Below are 17,279 nucleotides of genomic sequence, written 5' to 3' on the forward strand. Positions count from 1 at the left end.
CAAATATGCCGCATAAAATTTCCTTTTGTCCTTGTTTTAACCTTAGAATACGGAGCGGGGTTTCCCTGAGTTATCAGTACAGGTTGGTTACTTTTTGACCTGAAGCAAAAAGTGACAAAAGTTAAAAACCCAATTGACCGCTGAATTCTTTTCCTGCCGGGCAGGGTACCTCTTTAACACCGGCCTTTTTGAGTTATGCAAAATGCTACCTAAGCTAATTAGCGACTTTTTGAGAGTAATGGTGATTTCCTTTAGTTAGCGAATCGCTTGAATTACCAGATTAGAAATAGAAAATCCGGTTTTTTGGAGACTGAATTCGCTCCCTTTATCGGTGCACTATCGTAGCCCTGGGTAATCAGAAGGCGCAGCCGGAGTATTTGTAACCGATTGTTTCTGGTATTAGCTTTCCAGCGGTATCCTGGACCCCACTCTTCCCTTAATTCCGCTGCTACTAACTGGTCTTCTCCAATTGCTTGATCAATACGGCAAAATCCTTGGGGTAGGGGGCTTCTGCGGTAATGGGTTCCCCGGCCAGGTTTTGAAAACTAATGGAACGGGCGTGTAGGGAAACCCGCTGCATAATCGGCCGTTCCTCGGTGTCTTTTTTCAGGTTAAACTTGCGCTTGAGCTGGGAAAGGTACAGCGGCTTGCCTCCGTAGAGCGTATCCCCGCAAATGGGGGCACCCAGATAAGCCAGGTGTACCCGGATCTGATGCAGCCGACCGGTGATGGGCTTGCAGGCAATCAGGCTGTGGGAAAAATAAGTTTTCTGGGTTTTGAAAAGGGTTTGCGCCGGTTTTCCCTGTGCTGCAATGCGGGCAATCCCCTTGTTGCTGGCCGTCAGGTTGCGGTCCACCAGTACCCCGTCTAAATCGTGGATCCCCTCGGCTACGGCATGGTATACTTTCTCAACGGTACGGTTTTCGAATTGCAGGGCGATATGCCGGTAGGCTTCGGGATTTTTGGCAAAGACCAGGCAGCCGGAAGTTTCCTTATCTAGCCGGTGACAGACCTGCAAGTCTTCCCAATACTCCTTCCCGATGGCAAGCATGTTTTGTGCCTCATGCCGGTCTTCTAGCGTGGCGAAGTAGGGAGGTTTGTTGACGATGATGTAGTCCTCCGTTTCCAGCAGTATCAGTGATGTAAAGTCTATTTTTTTCATGCCTCCCTATTTCGGCCCAAAGTTCCGAAATTAGCCGGTATAAAAAAACCAAAAGAAGAGAAAGGGGCGGGGTATCGCATGTTGCGTAGTATTTCTCGCAGCGGTCGCAACGGGTTCGCTACGCACGCAGCGGCTGGTTTCATTGTGCTTCGAATGCGCACAAATCTCCCTGCTAAGGCGTTGTAGCCGTTTAGGTTTACGGTATTTCAATAGCTTCACGGTCCTTCAGCCCGATTGGATTTCCCAACTTTAGCAAAAAATCACATTTTCAGCAACTCCCCTATTTTCAATTATGCCAACGCGGCAATGACCTTTGCCAGTCTTTCTTTTACTTCCCGGGCCAGGGGCTTGATTTCATCCTTGCCTACTGGGACCATAGCTACTTCCGGGTCGATGGCCGACACCTCAAACTTGCCATCTGGCAGTTGGCGGATGCTCACATTGCAGGGCAACATGGCGGTCATGTTGGGGTCGATGCTCAGAACCTTGTCGGCAAAACCAGGGTTGCAGGCACCCAGAATCAGCATCGGAGGATAGGCTTTATCCAACTTCTTTTTCATCGTGGCCTGAATATCTATTTCAGTCAATACCCCAAAACCCTCTTCCTTCAGTGCGGCGGTTACTTTCTCTTTTACGATATCGATGGAAGCGGCTTCCAGTATTTGATCCATGTGATAACTCATTGTCTTTGTTTTTTTAGTTGAAATTTAAGTTAAAGCTACGCTAATTTCGTACCATTTCCTGTGACCTGGGTCACATGCTACGTAGGACGAGATAGTCACAGGAGAAGGGGCGCGCCGGATTAGGTGATCATGCCCATAATGGCCATGAAATGCAGCACCGTCCCTGCCAATACAAAAAGGTGCCAGATCGCATGGGCATAGGGCATTTTTTTGTTGGTATAAAAAATTACGCCGATGGTATAGGCCAATCCTCCCGCCGCAATGAGCCCGATCGTCTCTAGTTGGAGTTGGGCTACCAGGGGGCGGATGAAAAAGACGGCCAACCAGCCCATGCTCAGGTAGAGAATAAGTGAAAGTTTTGAAAATCGATGGGTATAAAAAATTTTAAAAACCAATCCGATCAGGGTAAGTCCCCAGACGACACCAACATATACCCATCCCGAATTTCCTCCGAGGCCAATTAATAAAAAGGGCGTGTAGGTTCCGGCAATCAAAAAATAGATACTGATGTGATCGAAGGTGCGCAATAAGGATTTGACTGGCCCTTCAGGAAAAGCATGGTAAAGGGTGGAAAAGGTGTACATCAGTAGGATGGTGGCCCCGAAAATACTGCAACTGACCACGTGGATCAAGGTTCCGTTCAGCACCGAAAAAACCACCAGCAAAGCGATGGCCACGATACTGAACAGAATTCCAAAAAGATGGGTTATGCTATTGGCAAATTCCTCTTTCAGATGTTGGTTACTTTCATCGGGCCCGGTCATGGAGGTCTGACATTTGGTGTGGTTACAAATATCGGGTAGAAAATCAAGGGTAACCAGCGATTGCTTCGGAATTTACGAGAGGGAAGCTGAAAGCACCTTCCGTGGATACCCCGGCCTTAAAAAAAGGAAAAGGCACCGATTCTCATCGGGGCCTTTCGTAAAAATGTTGCAAGGAGTAATAAAAAAATTGTCGCTGTATTACTTCCTCAAAAGTAGGAGGAATTAATTTTTAACCGGGTGAAGGGCGGTTAAGGATTCATTATAAAAATCGTTACCAATTAATAATATAATAACATCATCCATAACCAACCGGCAGCCCTGGTTTTATGTCAGGTATATTTTGTACTTTTGCAGGAATTTATGAAAGCAAGAACCTTAAAAAAAGATAAAGTCAATATCATCACCATGGGATGTTCCAAAAACCTGGTGGACTCTGAAGTGCTGTTGAGCCAACTGAAGGGAAATGGTATTGATGCCCGGCATGAATCCAATGCCCGGGACAATAACATCGTCATCATCAATACCTGCGGCTTTATCGACAACGCCAAGCAGGAATCGGTCAATACCATTCTGGAGTATGCTGCTGCCAAGGACAAGGGATTGGTGGACAAGGTCTATGTGACCGGATGCCTGTCCCAACGGTACAAAGATGACCTGGAGGCAGAGATCCCCCAGGTAGATGCTTTTTTTGGTACCAGGGAGTTGCCGGCGCTATTGAAAAAGTTTAAAGCGGATTACAAGCATGAACTGGTGGGGGAACGGTTACTGAGCCATTCGGCGCACTATGCCTATATGAAGATTTCCGAAGGCTGCGACCGGCCCTGTTCCTTCTGCGCCATTCCATTGATGCGGGGAGGGCATGTGTCCCGGCCCATTGAAGAACTGGTAAAGGAGGCACAGCACAAGGCCGCTAACGGTACGCGGGAGCTGTTGCTGATCGCTCAGGATTCCACTTACTATGGATTGGACTTGTACAAAAAACGCCGCCTGGCGGATTTGTTGGAAGCCCTTTCCGAGGTGCAGGGAATCGAATGGATCCGACTGCATTATGCCTATCCCACGGGATTTCCGCTGGATATACTTGAGGTGATGGCGGCGAAAGAAAATATCTGCAATTACCTGGACATCCCTTTGCAGCACGGCTCTACTTCGGTACTAAAAGCCATGAGAAGGGGTACTACCCGGGAAAAACAGGAAGCCCTGATCCACCAGATCCGGGAACGTATACCCGGTATTGCCATCCGCACCACCTTGATCACCGGTCATCCCGGAGAAGGGGAGGAGGAATTCGAAGAAATGATGGACTTCGTGCAGCGCATGCGCTTTGAGCGATTGGGGGTATTTACCTATTCCCATGAAGAGGATACCCATGCGCATAGCCTGGAAGATCATGTGCCGGAAGACGTAAAACAGGCGCGGGCCAACCGGCTGATGGAAGTGCAGGAACAGATCTCCTTCGAACTCAATCAGGAAAAGATTGGAAAGACCTTCAAGGTATTGATTGATAAAAAGGAGGGAGGCCATTTTGTGGGACGGACGGCTTACGATTCGGTGGAGGTGGATAATGAGGTGTTGATAGATGCCGCTAGTGGCTATTGCCGCATTGGTGATTTTGTTACGGCAAAAATAGTGGATGCTACCGAATTTGATCTGTACGCGGAGGTGATCGGAGCCAAGGCGAACTAAATTAATTTTCGATAAAAAATATACCTATGCAGTTAGTAGAAGTCCGCACCAAAACCCATGAAAAGGAGTTTATGGAAATGGCCGTCAGGCTTTACCGGGACGAAAAAAGCTGGATCCGGCCGCTGGATAAGGACATAGAGGACCTGTTTCAGCCCGAAACGAATAAATTGTATAAAAGTGGCGGGAAGGCCATTCGCTGGCTGCTGCTGGATGATCAGGGGGAAACGATTGGTCGCAATGCGGCCTTTATCAACCCCAAATGGAAAGAAAAGCAGCCCACCGGGGGCATGGGTTTTTTTGAGTGTGTGGAGGACAAAGAAGCTGCCTTTTTGCTTTTTGATGTGGCCCGGGATTGGTTGCAGGCGCAGGGGATGGAGGCCATGGATGGCCCGGTCAATTTTGGCGAGCGGGACAAGTGGTGGGGCTTACTGGTGGAGGGTTTTTCTCCTCCGAATTACAATATGTACTGGCATTTCCCGTATTACCGCTCCTTTTTCGAGGAATACGGCTTTCAGATCTATTTCCGGCAGTTTACCTACATGCGTAAGGTCCGGGGCGTGGTGATGGATCCCAAGATAGAAGCCCGGGCCAAAATCATCCGCGAAGACAAAAACATCACCTTCCGGTACCTGAAGGGGAAGGAGCTCTGGGACAAATTTCCGGAGTATTTTATGAAGGTTTATAATAAGGCCTGGGCGGGGCATATGGGCAAAACCATTTCCGAGCGGGAAGCTCGGCTGATCCTGAAAAACATGAAGCCCATCGTGGATCCGTACCTGGTCTATTTTGGCTTTTACAAGGAGGAGCCCATTTCCTTTTTTGTGAGCATTCCGGAAATCAATCAGGTCTTTAAGTACGTCAACGGAAAGCTGGACCTGATGGGAAAACTGAAATTTCTTTGGCACAAAGCGATGAACCCACCCGACAAGATGCTGGGATTGGTATTTGGGGTGGTGCCCGAATTTCAGGGAAAGGGTGTGGAAAGCGCCATGGTGACCGAATACCGGGACAACATTGCCGAAAAAAAATTGTCCTACGAGACCATCGAGATGAACTGGATTGGCGACTTCAATCCAAAGATGATGCGGGTCTGTGAGCAACTAAACGCCAGCATCTTCAAAACGCACCATACGTACCGGTACCTCTTTGACCGGGAAAAACCCTTTGAACGCCACAAGGTCTTAGGCTGATGAACAAAAGCAACAGATATCACATTCTCCGAATCCTTTTGATGGGATTGATTTTCGGGTATTTGTCCGAATCCTCCTTTGGGCAGCAGGTACGGTCTGCGGAGCTGCAGGAAATCCTGGATAAGGCAGGCCTCAGCGGGAGCATTCTGGTGTATAACGCTGAAGCTGATACCTATTATTCCAATGATTTTGACCATGCCGAAAGGGGTCAGTTGCCCGCTTCTACCTATAAAGTCCCCCATTCCCTGATTGCCCTGGATCTGGGTATCGTCGAAGATGAGGCAACGGAATTTCCCTGGGATGGGGAAGCCCGGGCCATGCCCCAATGGGAGCGGGATTTGACCTTTAAGCAGGCCTTTCACCTGTCCTGCGTGCCTTGTTACCAGGAAATTGCCCGGAAAATAGGGCTGGACCGGATGAAGGACTACCTGAGTCGGCTTGATTACGGGCAGATGGATGTGCACGCCGACAACCTGGATCAGTTTTGGCTGCGGGGAAATTCCCGGATCAGTCCGATGGAACAGATCGGCTTTTTGCGCCGCCTGTATGCGGGGGATTTGGACCTGGCTGGGGAGACGCTGGCCCGTTTTCGGGAGATGATGGTCATGGAAGAAAGCGAAGACTACCGCCTTAGCGGCAAGACCGGCTGGTCGGTGGATCAGGGGGTAGACAATGGCTGGTTTGTGGGCTACCTGGAGAAGGGGGGAGCGGTGTATTTTTTTGCCAGCAACCTGGCTCCCGGCCCGGGAGTCAGCGACGCGGAATTTCTGGAAGCCCGAAAAAGCCTGACGATGGAGGCACTGCGGGTGCTAGGTTTTTTGTAGGGGGAATCGGGCAGCTACGGCCGATTGGTCTCCGGATCAACGGTGGTAATCTGGTAGCTGACCAACTGTTGGTTCATGTATTCCTGCCAGGTCACCACGTTGATTTTCTCCTTCTCGGCATAGTTTTGCTACCCATTTATTGGAGGGGGGTACGGATCTGCGATATATTCAGCAGCTTTTGGGTCACAACTCCAGCAAGACCACGGAGGTATACACCCATGTAAGAAGCAAGCACCTGGGTCAGATCGTCTCTCCGGGAGATTTGCTGGATAGCTATGCGGAATAGCAATGAAAAAGCTAGTTGAATTTTCCTGGATTTTTTCTATCTTTCGAAGGCTGTGTTTGTAAAGGGGACTAACCGCAATGGCTGCGGTTAGCCAGTAGTTGGGGCACATGCAAAAAGACTCAAAACACCGATTTTCAAATTAATTAGCAATATTAATGGCGTCTTCTACAACCAATAAAAAAGAAATTGTTGACTTTCTATGGGATTGGGCAGAAGGTCATGGGGATTGGGCAAAATTACTCGTCCAGAAAGTAGTTGACAAAGAAAGCAATTTACATCAGTCTGAAAGAGAAGAAGTTTTTAAATACTTTCTAGAATCCATAGGTCTGGAGAAGGGTTTGCCTGAGCTTACCTTTTCAAAGCCATCCTATACTCCTACCGATCAACATATTGAACTCAGTTCGTTGTCTGATGTAACAGGTGTAAACAAACTGGCAAAAAATCAAACCATAGATTTCAGCCCAAATATCACAGTAATTTATGGAGAAAACGGAACCGGAAAAACAGGTTACGGTAGAATTTTGAAAGCCCTCGGATTCAGCTATGATCAAAATAACACCATTTATGCCAATGTCTTTGCCCAATCTCAACAACCAAAATCAGCTACCATAAACTATAAAGTCAACGGAAATGCTGACACTTTTACATGGGATGGCACCAACAAAGATGAAGACCTGAAAAATATTTCCGTATTCAATAGCGATTGCGTTCAAATTTCACTGGATGCGAGCAGACAATTAATCGTATCACCTATCGGTTTTCATTTATTCAACCTTGTGTCGGCTGAACTGGGAGAACTTGATAGCTTATTACAAACAAAAAAATCTGAGCATCCTACTCAAATATCCTGGATAGAAAATCTCCACGAAGAAACACCGCAACACCAGTTTTTAAATGGTCTTTCAAAAGATTCCACTGAGAAACGTCTCAATGACCTATCGGATTTCACCCCGGAGCATGAAAAAGACTTAAAAGCGAAGGAAACAGAAATATCCAAATTAAATAAATCATTGCTTCAAAATGAATTACGTTCTCTACGAGCACAGACTGATGAGCTTTCAACGCTTGTAAATAAAATAAAAGCAGCACAAAATACTTTGAATGCAGAAAGCTGGAAAAAACTAATTGAACTTAATAAAAGAATATCCGAATTAGAGAAAACCGCTCAAAAAGGAATAAAGGAAATTGCGGAAGACATAGGCATTGAATATTTTGAAACCGTGGAGTTCAAAAACTTCTTGAGTTCAGCAGAAGCTTACATTAAGATACTTGATAAACCTGATTATCCTGAGGACAATGACGTATGCGTTTATTGCCGGCAGCCACTTGAACAACCGGCCAATGAACTTTTAAAAAGTTACAGAGCGTTGTTGAATGACAAAACTGAGGAAAACATTGCTAAAGAAAAGAAGGAAAAACAGGAGCTTATTTCGAAAGTAAAGGGTGATGTTGAAACCCGATTACAGCTAAACCATGAAAGCTTTGGATTGGATGACCAGGATAAACCCGTACAACCGAAAAAGTTGCAGGATTACAATCAGCAATTGACTGAATTGAAAAAAACTTTTGTAGATGATAAAGTGGCAGAGGATTCAGTTTTTCAACTTAAATATGCTAATTATATCCAGTTCTTTACTGAGAAAAAGTCGGAAATTGATAAAACCCTGAAAGAGAAAAGTGAATTGCTTGGGAATTTGGATAAGAAGGAAAAGGAATTTAAAGCCAAAATTGTCGAGCTTAAAGACAGAAAATTCTTATCAAACAAAAAAGAAGAAGTTAAAAAGGCAATCTCAAATCATAAGTTGCTTTCAGTTTTAAATAACCATTCTAACGCCTTTAATACCGCATCAATTAGCCGGAAAACCTCACAAGCCCGTGAAGAATTGGTTAGTCAAAATTTCAATCAGATTTTTAAGGACGAACTGAAATCACTTCGCAAATCCAATCTTCCCATTGAATTGAGTTTTGGAACGAATCGGGGAATATCAAAACTCTCTCATCACATTGGCAATAAACAGTTATTGGAAATTTTGAGCGAAGGTGAGCAAAAGGCCATTGCTCTATCGGAATTCTTAACGGAGTTGCAACTAGACAATGTCAAAGCCCCGGTCATTTTTGATGACCCAGTGAATAGCCTTGATCATAAGATCATCGATGCGGTTGCAAGAAGGTTGATGAGGCTCAGCAAAGAAAGGCAAGTAGTTATATTCACGCACAGCGTTTTATTATTTAACAGCTTACTCTATTTGAGCAGCGAACCTAATTTTAAATCATTGAACTGCAACTTTTACAATGTCAAAAAGGAATACGGTTCAGTGGGTGTTGTAACAGAAGCTGAGGAAGAAAAAAATAAGGTGAAAGAAAATATCTCTAAATTAAATATACTAGTTAATAACACCCCAAAAAACAGGTCTGAGGTGGATGTTGCAAAGGAAGGTTATGCAGAATTAAGAAGCGCAGTAGAATTATTCGTTGAACATGAAGTATTTAATGGAACAGTTCAACGTTATCAAAAACATATTTCTATTGGAAGATTTATGAATGTGAAAAGTGACATTATCAGTAATCATAAGGAATCATTGAATGACATCTACGATAGGTGTTGTGGATTTATAGGTGCTCATAGCAATCCACAAGTTGTTTATAATGATCCGACTCTTGACGACCTGAAATCTGACTTTGATGAATTCAAGGACATCAGAAAGAAATTTGTATGATAAAAAATGTAGAAAAAAGCACGATGCCCCAACATTGTATAAGCGTAATGCGGGCTGAACAGCTAAAATTGAGCATTTTCACTCCTAAGAAACTTTACGGTGGGCGGACAGTGAATCGCTCCGAAATCCCGCACTACGCTTATACTTGACCGTTGTGGGTTATTGTAAAAGGACTCGATGAGAATACTCTACTTCACCATATTGACTCTATTCTTTATTGGTTGCACAACGACTAGTAAACTCAGTAAGCAAATTGACCAAAGTCAAAAAGAATCAATCAAGATTTCTCCATTTAAAACAGCGACAGGAATGACCGCTGAACTCAAAATTCAAAAAGAATATAGAACTCAATATGAAAATGAACTAGGTGAAATTATTGACAAAAATAAAAGTGATACAATAATACTGACTGAGAATTATGACTATATATGTTTCGGCTGTCCAGCATATTTAATTGAAATTTACACTGGAAATTCAATAGTTACTTACCAAAAACAAATACCAGAAAACCAATATCAAAGAACATCGATCCAGTTTTCAGAAAACTCAATTGGACCGATGACTTATTTGCATGCAGACATACTTGAATTGAAAAGTGAGATACAAAAAGGTGAAAACTGGAGCTCAAACCCTGAAAAATATGGAACTGACGAATGCTTTGACGGAGGACACACATTTTATACCGTATTTTATCCAAATGGAGAAATTGAGTCTATGTATATGAGATGCTGGACACCTGAAGAATTTAAAAAATAAAAAACAACCCACAATCGAGTAGCCCGACCTGAGCTAAATAGCTCAGATTGAGGCTCTCCCACCACCAAGCGTACGGGTCTCGTACTTGGCGGTTCACTGGATTGTAGGTTGCGATTTGAGGTAATAGGAAAGCATTGATTCGTAACCCTTTCTTCTTAGGCGGGACAAAGTGATTGTAGTAATCAGAATCGGACTCTGGGCTACTGCCCATCCACCTTTTCTGGTTCCTTCCCACTGCCTGGCCCCTCACTAAAATGACCTAAAGAGGTCATTTCTTTACGCTCGGTCCTAAGCATAGGCATGGTCTTGGTCTACACCCAATCGGATTAGGTTTTTACGTTTTCGCTCCGGCGCTCCCCGCATACCTGGCCCAAAGCTCCCGCTTTGTCCTCAATCGTGCCAGATACAGTATCGGAGGCGGTTTCGGAGCCACTCGTCGATCTGTTTGAGTTTGGCGTGAATACTTGCCAACCGGTAGTTGTTCACCCATCCCATCCAGACCTCCCTGAGTTTGCCAAGCCGCTCCTCAAAACTGTACGGTTTGGTCTTCTTGGTAATCTGCCTGAGCTTTCGCTTGAGTGATTCCCAGCTGCTCTTCTTCACCACCAGTTGGTATTTTCCCTTGACCCCTTTCTCGTATGTTGGGACAAACGCATGTCCCAACAGCTCGAAATTGGAAGGTCTTCGGATGCCGCTCTTCTCCCTGTTGATGGGCAGTTTGAGTTTGTCCCTTAGAAAGAGGTAAATCTCGTTGCCCACCTTTCTGGCTTCCCTCCTTGACTTGGTGTAGATGCTGAAATCGTCAGCATAACGGACGTATTTCAGGTTTCGCCTGTCCAGTTCCTTGTCCAGCACATCCAGCAGGATATTGCTCAATAGGGGGCTGATCGGGGATCCCTGGGGAACGCCCTTTCTACGTTTGTGCAGTTTTCCGTCAATCTGGATCGGTGCACGGAGCCATTTTCGGATAAGCCGTAAGGTAGTCGGGCATTTTACCCGCTGGTAAATGAACTGTAGAAGGATCGAGTGGTCAACCTCGTCGAAGAACCCTTTAAGATCAATGTCCACGATGTCCTGATACCCATCGTTGATGTATTTCAGGGCTTGCGTCACCGCCTTATGGATGTTCTTCTGCGGCCGGAAGCCATAGCTGTATTCCTCGAACGTGAGTTCGTACTTGGTCATCAGCACTTGGCTTACCGCCTGTTGGAGCCACCTTTCCACTGCCGTGGGCACTCCAAGTAATCTAATTTTTCCGTTACTCTTGGGTATTTCTACCCCCATGATAGGTTGGGGTACATACGTGTGGTTCAGGATGGAGGTGGCAATGCGGTCCCTGTTGTTTTCCAGATAGGAAAACAGTTCGGTGACCTCCATGCCGTCCACCCCTGCCGAACCCTTGTTCCGCACTACCTGTCGGTAGGCTTTGTAAAGATTCTTACGTTTGAGTACTTTTTCTATCATAACTAATCTGTTAACCCTGTCCGCTTGAGAAGAGGCTGCGCCAATGTGGCACTCCCCATCGAATTTGGACGTAATCCAGCGTTCAGTCCTTCGCTGCCCAGTGAGACCTCTGCAGATCTTACAGCTCGTTTCCGGCAACTACTACGACGTCGGCTGACTTCTTGGCTCATAGAAACCGAATCTATTCCAAGACCTCCCCAGGTAAGGGCATATTCCTTCCTCCGATTCCCGCAGCATCTACTAAATGGAGTTTGTTGGTCACGGGCATTGCAAAGATGTGCTTGCTCACCCACTCCAATTAGCCTCCGTATGCCGTTTCTGTTCGTCAGTACCGGATTTTGTAGTCCCGCTTTCTTCACTGCATTCCTCACGGAAAACCAGCTTGCGGCTTACTAACAGGCTATATATACCAACTTGCCTGCAAGGGACTTGCACCCTCTGGAATATTATGGTATCTTCGATACCAGATGCCCATACTGGGCACACACATTACCTTGGATCCAGCGGGGTTTCCGGTAAAGATTTTAATAGACACCCTTAATAATATTCGGTCAGGCCAGGAAGAATACGGCTCCGAATGCCCGTCGTCTCCAAGCTGAATCACGTGTATAGGCAATTATAACAAATAGAAAATGAAACAGATATTCTTATTATTGCTACTGATAGTTAGCACTCAAGTTTTTAGTCAAGAAGGAAAATTTGTTGAGATAAATGGCGTAAAACTTTATTATGAAATTCATGGGCAAGGAGAACCTCTAGTACTACTACATGGAGGAACTCAGACGCACGATATGTGGACACTATGGCTGAAAGATTTATCTCAAAACTATAAGGTCATAACCGTGGATATGAGAGGTCATGGACAATCTACAAATCCGACCAATAATTTTTCATTTAGGGAAATTGCGCAGGATATTTTTGGATTACTTAAGGAGTTGAATATTGATAAATACAGGGCAATTGGCTTTAGTGGTGGTGGAATGACATTGATTCATATGGCTACAATGCAGCCCAAACGAATCCAATCTCTTGTTTTATTTGGAGCTACACCATACTTTTCTAAGAAATCAAGAGAAATAATGAAAAATCTTACATATGAAAACGTAGCTGTAAATAATCCGGAACGGATAGAGAATTTAAAAAAAGTACACCCAAGAGGAGAGAAACAAATTAGAAATCTATTTAAATGGTTCGAACAAGGAGCTGACTCATACGACAATAGTAAGAGCATGAATTTTACTCAACCATATTTATCAACAATAATTTGTCCTACATTAATCATCCAAGGAGACAAAGACCCTTTCTATACTCTCGATATTCCAAAAGTAATGCGAGAAAATATTCCTAATTCTCACTTATGGATTATTCCAAATTTAAAGCATAGTATACCTCAATACGGAACGACCTTAGGTGATATGTTCACCAGCACAATCATCGAATTTATGGATGGAAAATGGAAAAACTAAAAAGCCTATAACACTGTGTAAAATTAATTGCTTGGTATAAGCCTACTTACGAAAATCCACTTATAGAAAAATCAGTTTAAAGAGGTAATTTCGTATATTGATTAAAAATCACGCCATGACACACGCAGAACGCCATATTGTGGAAACCTACTCAGAGCTTTTTGAAAGTTTAAGTTCTGCAAGTAAATTAGAGTTGCTCGAACGGCTTACAAAATCTATTAAGGAAGGTAGAAGGTCCAATGAAAAGGAATTTTTCAGTTCTTTCGGGGGATTTGCATCAGATAAGTCAGCCGAAGAAATTAACAAGGAAATCAAGGAAAACAGAAAGTTCAGAACAAAAGACTTGAAAATGTAGAATATGCAATATTTGCTAGACACGAATATTTGCATATTTTTTCTACGAGGAAAACTTAATCTCGATGAAACTATCAGGTAGAAAGGTCTTGAAAATTGTTTTATCTCTGAAATAACAGTATTTGAACTCAAATTTGGAGCAGAAAACAGTGATAATCCCAAAAAATCACACAAATCCGTTGACAAATTTGTGAAAGGAATGACAATCATTCCCATTTTTGGGATCCTAGATCAGTATGCAAAAACCAAAGTCCAATTACGAAAAAATGGAACGCCCCTACACGATGAGTTTGATTTGATAATCGGGGTTACTGCACTTGCGAATGAAATGACTTTAGTAACTGACAACATAAAAGATTTTCGGCATATCAAAAACCTAAAGATGGAAAACTGGGTAGAAAGAAAATAACCTGCATGTAACATCACCTTGGATCGAGCGGGGTTTTCGGTAAAGATTTTGTTAAGCACTCTTAATAATACTCGGTCAGGACAGGAAGAAAAGCGCTCCGAAAGTGCCCGCCGCCCACAAGCTTCGAACCGTTACGTTATGGACAATAAAATCCAAAAATAATTGGAAAATGATTTCATAATAGAGAAGCCATTTAATAATTACCTTCAAACGTGGGTGGATTATTATTTTTTCATTGAAATTCCTGTCGATAAACTGAAACTTAACGAAGAATTTGTTTTCCCTTTTCCTCGAATTACTTTCGGATATTTTTTTGAACATCCGTTTTTAGTTACCAATCATTCTATAAACGAAAATTATAGTGCCGAAATGATTATTTCGAGAATTTCGACCAACCAGATTTCAGTAAAACCGCTTACAGACAAGGTGAAAATTATCGGAGCACACATCAAACCCTATGCTTTGGCCCTGCTGACAAATGACAACATTTCCGAAAAGCCTTGGATAATAAAAACAGAGGATCTATTTAAAAAGGAAGCCAAAAGATTTAAGAAAAAAATTGACAGTTGTTCCAATCCGAAAGAAATGTTTACGGAGGTTGAGAATGTTTTTTTAAGTTCAGTTTTAACAAAGGATTTGAGTACTGTTATTAATGCAATTGATTTGATAGAAGAAGAAAAAGGAAATATTTCCATTTCAAAATTATCAGAAAATACAGGCGTTTCAACACGGACTTTGCGTAACCATTTTTACAAATCTGTTGGATGCTCCCCAAAGGAATACATTATGTTGGTTAAGTTAAGGCAATCCATATATCAAATGAAATATTCACCCGACTCCCTGACTTCGGTTTCCTACTCACAAAACTTTGCCGATCAGGCACATTTTACCAATACTGTTAAGAATATCATCGGAACTCATCCAAAAGAAATTAGAAAAAATTTGCCCAATTTCCGATTCTTACAATTTTAGGCTATTTGATTAAGCGAGCTTTGTCTTATCAAACTTTATTACAATAAGACAATGAAACGTAAAACCATTTTAACAGCCCATATTATCGTAACCTCCATTGCCGTATTGACCATCGGTTGTTTTTTCAGCTTTTCCCTTATTGCCGAAATAATAGGAAATCAGGAATTTATCAGGCAAGTAAAAACAGGAATATTGTATTGTTTGCCTGTACTTTTGTTTGCAATGCCAATGTTGGGAATAACGGGTCAAAAACTTGCGGGAAAGTCCAAAAGTCCAATCGTTGCTACAAAAATTAAACGTATGAAGTTTGTTGCATTTAACGGAGTTATACTCATCTCATTGGCAATTTACCTATATTTTAGAGCCATTGATAATAACATCGACAGCACATTTTTGTACGTTCAAATCATCGAATTACTTTTTGGAGCTATTAACTTAACATTGATAGGATTGAATATAAAAGCCGGAATGAAGCTTTCGGGTAGAATAAAAAGAAATACTGCCCATAATAACTAAGTTTTCCCCGCTCTCGCGGGGCAGGCTGTGCGGCTTGTAAAGCCAAGCATGAAAACGCTGTTGCGCTGCCTGCCCCGATCTTTTCGGGGAAACCGGTGAAGTGCTTATGGAGTTTGAGTCGGGATTTTTGGGTCGCTTAAGGTGCCATGTCAGGTCAAAAAGTGAATTACCGATACCAGAATTCATTTTAAAAAGTAAAAAAGCAGGATTATTTCAGCTATTCCGTGGCTCTCATCGAAAGTTTTTTGCGGCTGGGACATAGCTCTCCCAGTCCGATCAAAATCAGGGATTAATTTTGGGGTGGGATGGTTGAAAATACGGTTTTTGGCGGCCCTCGCGTGGGTAGTTCGTCAAAATGCAGGGCCAACTTTGCCAAGTGGTGCGAATAATTGCGCAAGGTGCTCTCACCCCTGCCGGCCACTGTGATTTTTTGACGGAATTTCTCGTAAAGTTCCATGAATCCTGCTACATTGGTACAGGCTGTTTCGATAAGGTTTGCTTTCCCGCCTGCCGGACGGGCAGGTTTTTCATGATTATAAGGGATATTTGATTGAATATAAAAGTTAAGCCATATCGAGCAGTTTTGAAAAACTACCGTAGGTTTAGTGCAACAAGGGTTTTGCGTTAGGTGGGCTGAAGTGCAAAAATCAACGGTAGTTTTTCAATTAAACATCAGTAATAAAATCAGCATTTGTGCTTCGAAATCCCGCCCGAACGCAAAGCCCCAAACCGTTACCGCCAAGCATAAAGCCGACATTGCGGAGATTAAGCACTATAATCGGAGCATAATTTGCGGAGAAAGTTTTATTTGCAGCGAATAAGGGGTATATTTGTCGCATAAATTGCGGAGAATGAAAATCTATATACACGAAAAAGAGAACTGGACTGACTTCACTTGGGACAATAAAAAGGTGATGATAAAACTTGGTGAAGCTAGAAACCAGCAGGGCAGACTTCTTGGGAAAATGGAATCGCTAGGTTTTGATTTGCAAAATGAAGCAGTATTGAACACGCTGACTTTAGATGTTATAAAATCATCGGAAATTGAAGGTGAATTTTTAGAAATTGAACAAGTACGTTCTTCAATCGCTCGAAGACTAGGAATTGATATAGCCGGATCAGTAGAATCGGAACGTCATGTTGACGGAATAGTTGAAATGATGCTTGATGCTACACAAAGAAATGATTTGCCTTTAACTAAAGACAGATTGTTTGGTTGGCATGCAGCATTGTTCCCATCAGGTTGGAGCAATTTATATAAAATCACAGTTGCAGGCTGGAGAAAAGACACGACTGGTCTAATGCAAGTCGTATCTGGACCTATGGGAAAAGAAAAAGTTCACTATCAAGCTCCAAATTCAGACAGGATCGAGTCAGAAATGTTAAGATTCTTAGACTGGTTTGAAAACGAGAACGAAATAGATTTGGTTCTCAAAGCAGCTATTGCTCATTTATGGTTTGTGACAATTCATCCATTTGACGATGGAAACGGACGAATTACAAGAGCAATTACAGATATGACATTGGCACGTTCTGACAAAAGCATCAGGCGATTCTACAGTATGTCAGCGCAAATTAGAGTGGAAAGAAAACAGTATTATGAAAAACTTGAAAAAACACAAAAGGGAAATTCAGATATAACAGAATGGATTTTGTGGTTTTTGCAATGTTTAATAAATGCTATTGACTCCACGAATGGAACTTTATCGAAAATACTTTATAAAGGAGAATTTTGGAAAATACATTCCACCACAATTCTTAATGATAGGCAACAAAAAATAATAAACAGACTACTTGATGGATTTGACGGGAAGTTAACAACTTCGAAATGGGGAAAAATCAATAAGTGCTCACAAGATACTGCTCTTCGAGATATTCAAGATTTGATAAAGAAGGATATCTTGCAAAAAGAAGCAAGTGGTGGACGAAGTACAAATTATGAACTAAAAGAAATGCCAAGCGATAACAATGTATATAAAAAATAGGCGGAACAGTAATAAAATCAAAGCTTTTGGCTCGTATTAAACTTT

15 protein-coding genes and 1 pseudogene are annotated in these 17,279 nt (G+C 42.9%); 12 read left to right on the plus strand and 4 right to left on the minus strand.

Features of this window, described 5'->3' with window-relative positions:
- Positions 1–451: 451 nt before the first annotated feature.
- The 3 genes from GJS45_RS02840 to trhA all read right to left on the minus strand — a co-directional run bounded on the left by GJS45_RS02840 (position 452) and on the right by trhA (position 2,609).
- Entirely contained in the window at positions 452–1,162 is a 711-nt protein-coding gene (locus GJS45_RS02840) for an RluA family pseudouridine synthase (RefSeq protein WP_162339963.1), read from the minus strand.
- A gap of 290 nt (positions 1,163–1,452) precedes the next feature.
- Positions 1,453–1,845, minus strand: a complete 393-nt coding sequence (locus tag GJS45_RS02845; RefSeq protein ID WP_162339964.1) for a DUF302 domain-containing protein — start codon at positions 1,843–1,845, stop codon at positions 1,453–1,455.
- 119 nt (positions 1,846–1,964) lie between these two features.
- Positions 1,965–2,609, minus strand: coding sequence for a PAQR family membrane homeostasis protein TrhA (gene trhA / locus GJS45_RS02850; protein ID WP_162339965.1), 645 nt, complete (start codon positions 2,607–2,609; stop codon positions 1,965–1,967).
- A gap of 360 nt (positions 2,610–2,969) precedes the next feature.
- On the opposite strand from trhA, the gene rimO reads away from it, so the two are divergent.
- The 6 genes and pseudogenes from rimO (at position 2,970) to GJS45_RS02880 (ending at position 10,068) form a co-directional block, all read left to right on the plus strand.
- Positions 2,970–4,295: a 30S ribosomal protein S12 methylthiotransferase RimO gene (gene rimO, locus GJS45_RS02855; protein WP_162339966.1), complete on the plus strand. Its 1,326-nt coding sequence runs from the start codon at positions 2,970–2,972 to the stop codon at positions 4,293–4,295.
- Between the two features lie 26 nt (positions 4,296–4,321).
- Entirely contained in the window at positions 4,322–5,485 is a 1,164-nt protein-coding gene (locus tag GJS45_RS02860; RefSeq protein ID WP_162339967.1) for a hypothetical protein, read from the plus strand.
- Positions 5,485–6,309: a class D beta-lactamase gene (gene blaOXA, locus GJS45_RS02865; RefSeq protein ID WP_162339968.1), complete on the plus strand. Its 825-nt coding sequence runs from the start codon at positions 5,485–5,487 to the stop codon at positions 6,307–6,309. Before GJS45_RS02860 ends, blaOXA begins: the two co-directional genes overlap by 1 nt.
- Before the next feature lie 115 nt (positions 6,310–6,424).
- Positions 6,425–6,595, plus strand: a pseudogene (locus tag GJS45_RS02870) (tyrosine-type recombinase/integrase); the annotation flags it as partial.
- 155 nt (positions 6,596–6,750) lie between these two features.
- A complete protein-coding gene (locus GJS45_RS02875; protein WP_162339969.1) occupies positions 6,751–9,312 on the plus strand; it encodes an AAA family ATPase in 2,562 nt (853 codons plus the stop codon).
- Between the two features lie 309 nt (positions 9,313–9,621).
- A complete protein-coding gene (locus GJS45_RS02880) occupies positions 9,622–10,068 on the plus strand; it encodes a hypothetical protein (protein WP_162339970.1) in 447 nt (148 codons plus the stop codon).
- 390 nt (positions 10,069–10,458) lie between these two features.
- Here the strand turns inward: GJS45_RS02880 and ltrA are convergent, their stop codons facing one another.
- Positions 10,459–11,532 (minus strand): group II intron reverse transcriptase/maturase, encoded by a 1,074-nt coding sequence (ltrA, locus tag GJS45_RS02885; protein ID WP_235954571.1) that lies wholly within the window; start codon positions 11,530–11,532, stop codon positions 10,459–10,461.
- Between the two features lie 632 nt (positions 11,533–12,164).
- On the opposite strand from ltrA, the gene GJS45_RS02890 reads away from it, so the two are divergent.
- The 6 genes from GJS45_RS02890 (at position 12,165) to GJS45_RS02910 (ending at position 17,234) form a co-directional block, all read left to right on the plus strand.
- On the plus strand, positions 12,165–12,998 hold the full coding sequence (locus tag GJS45_RS02890; RefSeq protein ID WP_162339971.1) for an alpha/beta fold hydrolase: 834 nt from the start codon (positions 12,165–12,167) through the stop codon (positions 12,996–12,998).
- Between the two features lie 115 nt (positions 12,999–13,113).
- On the plus strand, positions 13,114–13,353 hold the full coding sequence (locus tag GJS45_RS02895) for a hypothetical protein (RefSeq protein WP_162339972.1): 240 nt from the start codon (positions 13,114–13,116) through the stop codon (positions 13,351–13,353).
- Between the two features lie 102 nt (positions 13,354–13,455).
- Positions 13,456–13,761, plus strand: a complete 306-nt coding sequence (locus tag GJS45_RS24025; protein WP_394366567.1) for a PIN domain-containing protein — start codon at positions 13,456–13,458, stop codon at positions 13,759–13,761.
- Positions 13,762–13,923: 162 nt separating this feature from the next.
- Positions 13,924–14,733, plus strand: a complete 810-nt coding sequence (locus GJS45_RS02900; protein ID WP_162339973.1) for a helix-turn-helix domain-containing protein — start codon at positions 13,924–13,926, stop codon at positions 14,731–14,733.
- 51 nt (positions 14,734–14,784) lie between these two features.
- A complete protein-coding gene (locus GJS45_RS02905; protein WP_162339974.1) occupies positions 14,785–15,249 on the plus strand; it encodes a hypothetical protein in 465 nt (154 codons plus the stop codon).
- Between the two features lie 851 nt (positions 15,250–16,100).
- Positions 16,101–17,234, plus strand: coding sequence for a Fic family protein (locus GJS45_RS02910; protein ID WP_162339975.1), 1,134 nt, complete (start codon positions 16,101–16,103; stop codon positions 17,232–17,234).
- Positions 17,235–17,279 lie beyond the last annotated feature (45 nt).

The sequence above is a fragment of the Cyclobacterium salsum genome (assembly GCF_010119245.1).
Classification (GTDB): domain Bacteria; phylum Bacteroidota; class Bacteroidia; order Cytophagales; family Cyclobacteriaceae; genus Cyclobacterium; species Cyclobacterium salsum.

What these genes read in the sequence shown, in the direction of transcription:
- GJS45_RS02840 (WP_162339963.1), bottom strand. Translation starts at nt 1,162, where the DNA reads ATGAAAAAAATAGACTTTACATCACTGATACTGCTGGAAACGGAGGAC.
- GJS45_RS02845 (WP_162339964.1), bottom strand. Translation starts at nt 1,845, where the DNA reads ATGAGTTATCACATGGATCAAATACTGGAAGCCGCTTCCATCGATATC.
- trhA (WP_162339965.1), bottom strand. Translation starts at nt 2,609, where the DNA reads ATGACCGGGCCCGATGAAAGTAACCAACATCTGAAAGAGGAATTTGCC.
- rimO (WP_162339966.1), top strand. Translation starts at nt 2,970, where the DNA reads ATGAAAGCAAGAACCTTAAAAAAAGATAAAGTCAATATCATCACCATG.
- GJS45_RS02860 (WP_162339967.1), top strand. Translation starts at nt 4,322, where the DNA reads ATGCAGTTAGTAGAAGTCCGCACCAAAACCCATGAAAAGGAGTTTATG.
- blaOXA (WP_162339968.1), top strand. Translation starts at nt 5,485, where the DNA reads ATGAACAAAAGCAACAGATATCACATTCTCCGAATCCTTTTGATGGGA.
- GJS45_RS02875 (WP_162339969.1), top strand. Translation starts at nt 6,751, where the DNA reads ATGGCGTCTTCTACAACCAATAAAAAAGAAATTGTTGACTTTCTATGG.
- GJS45_RS02880 (WP_162339970.1), top strand. Translation starts at nt 9,622, where the DNA reads ATGACCGCTGAACTCAAAATTCAAAAAGAATATAGAACTCAATATGAA.
- ltrA (WP_235954571.1), bottom strand. Translation starts at nt 11,532, where the DNA reads ATGATAGAAAAAGTACTCAAACGTAAGAATCTTTACAAAGCCTACCGA.
- GJS45_RS02890 (WP_162339971.1), top strand. Translation starts at nt 12,165, where the DNA reads ATGAAACAGATATTCTTATTATTGCTACTGATAGTTAGCACTCAAGTT.
- GJS45_RS02895 (WP_162339972.1), top strand. Translation starts at nt 13,114, where the DNA reads ATGACACACGCAGAACGCCATATTGTGGAAACCTACTCAGAGCTTTTT.
- GJS45_RS02905 (WP_162339974.1), top strand. Translation starts at nt 14,785, where the DNA reads ATGAAACGTAAAACCATTTTAACAGCCCATATTATCGTAACCTCCATT.
- GJS45_RS02910 (WP_162339975.1), top strand. Translation starts at nt 16,101, where the DNA reads ATGAAAATCTATATACACGAAAAAGAGAACTGGACTGACTTCACTTGG.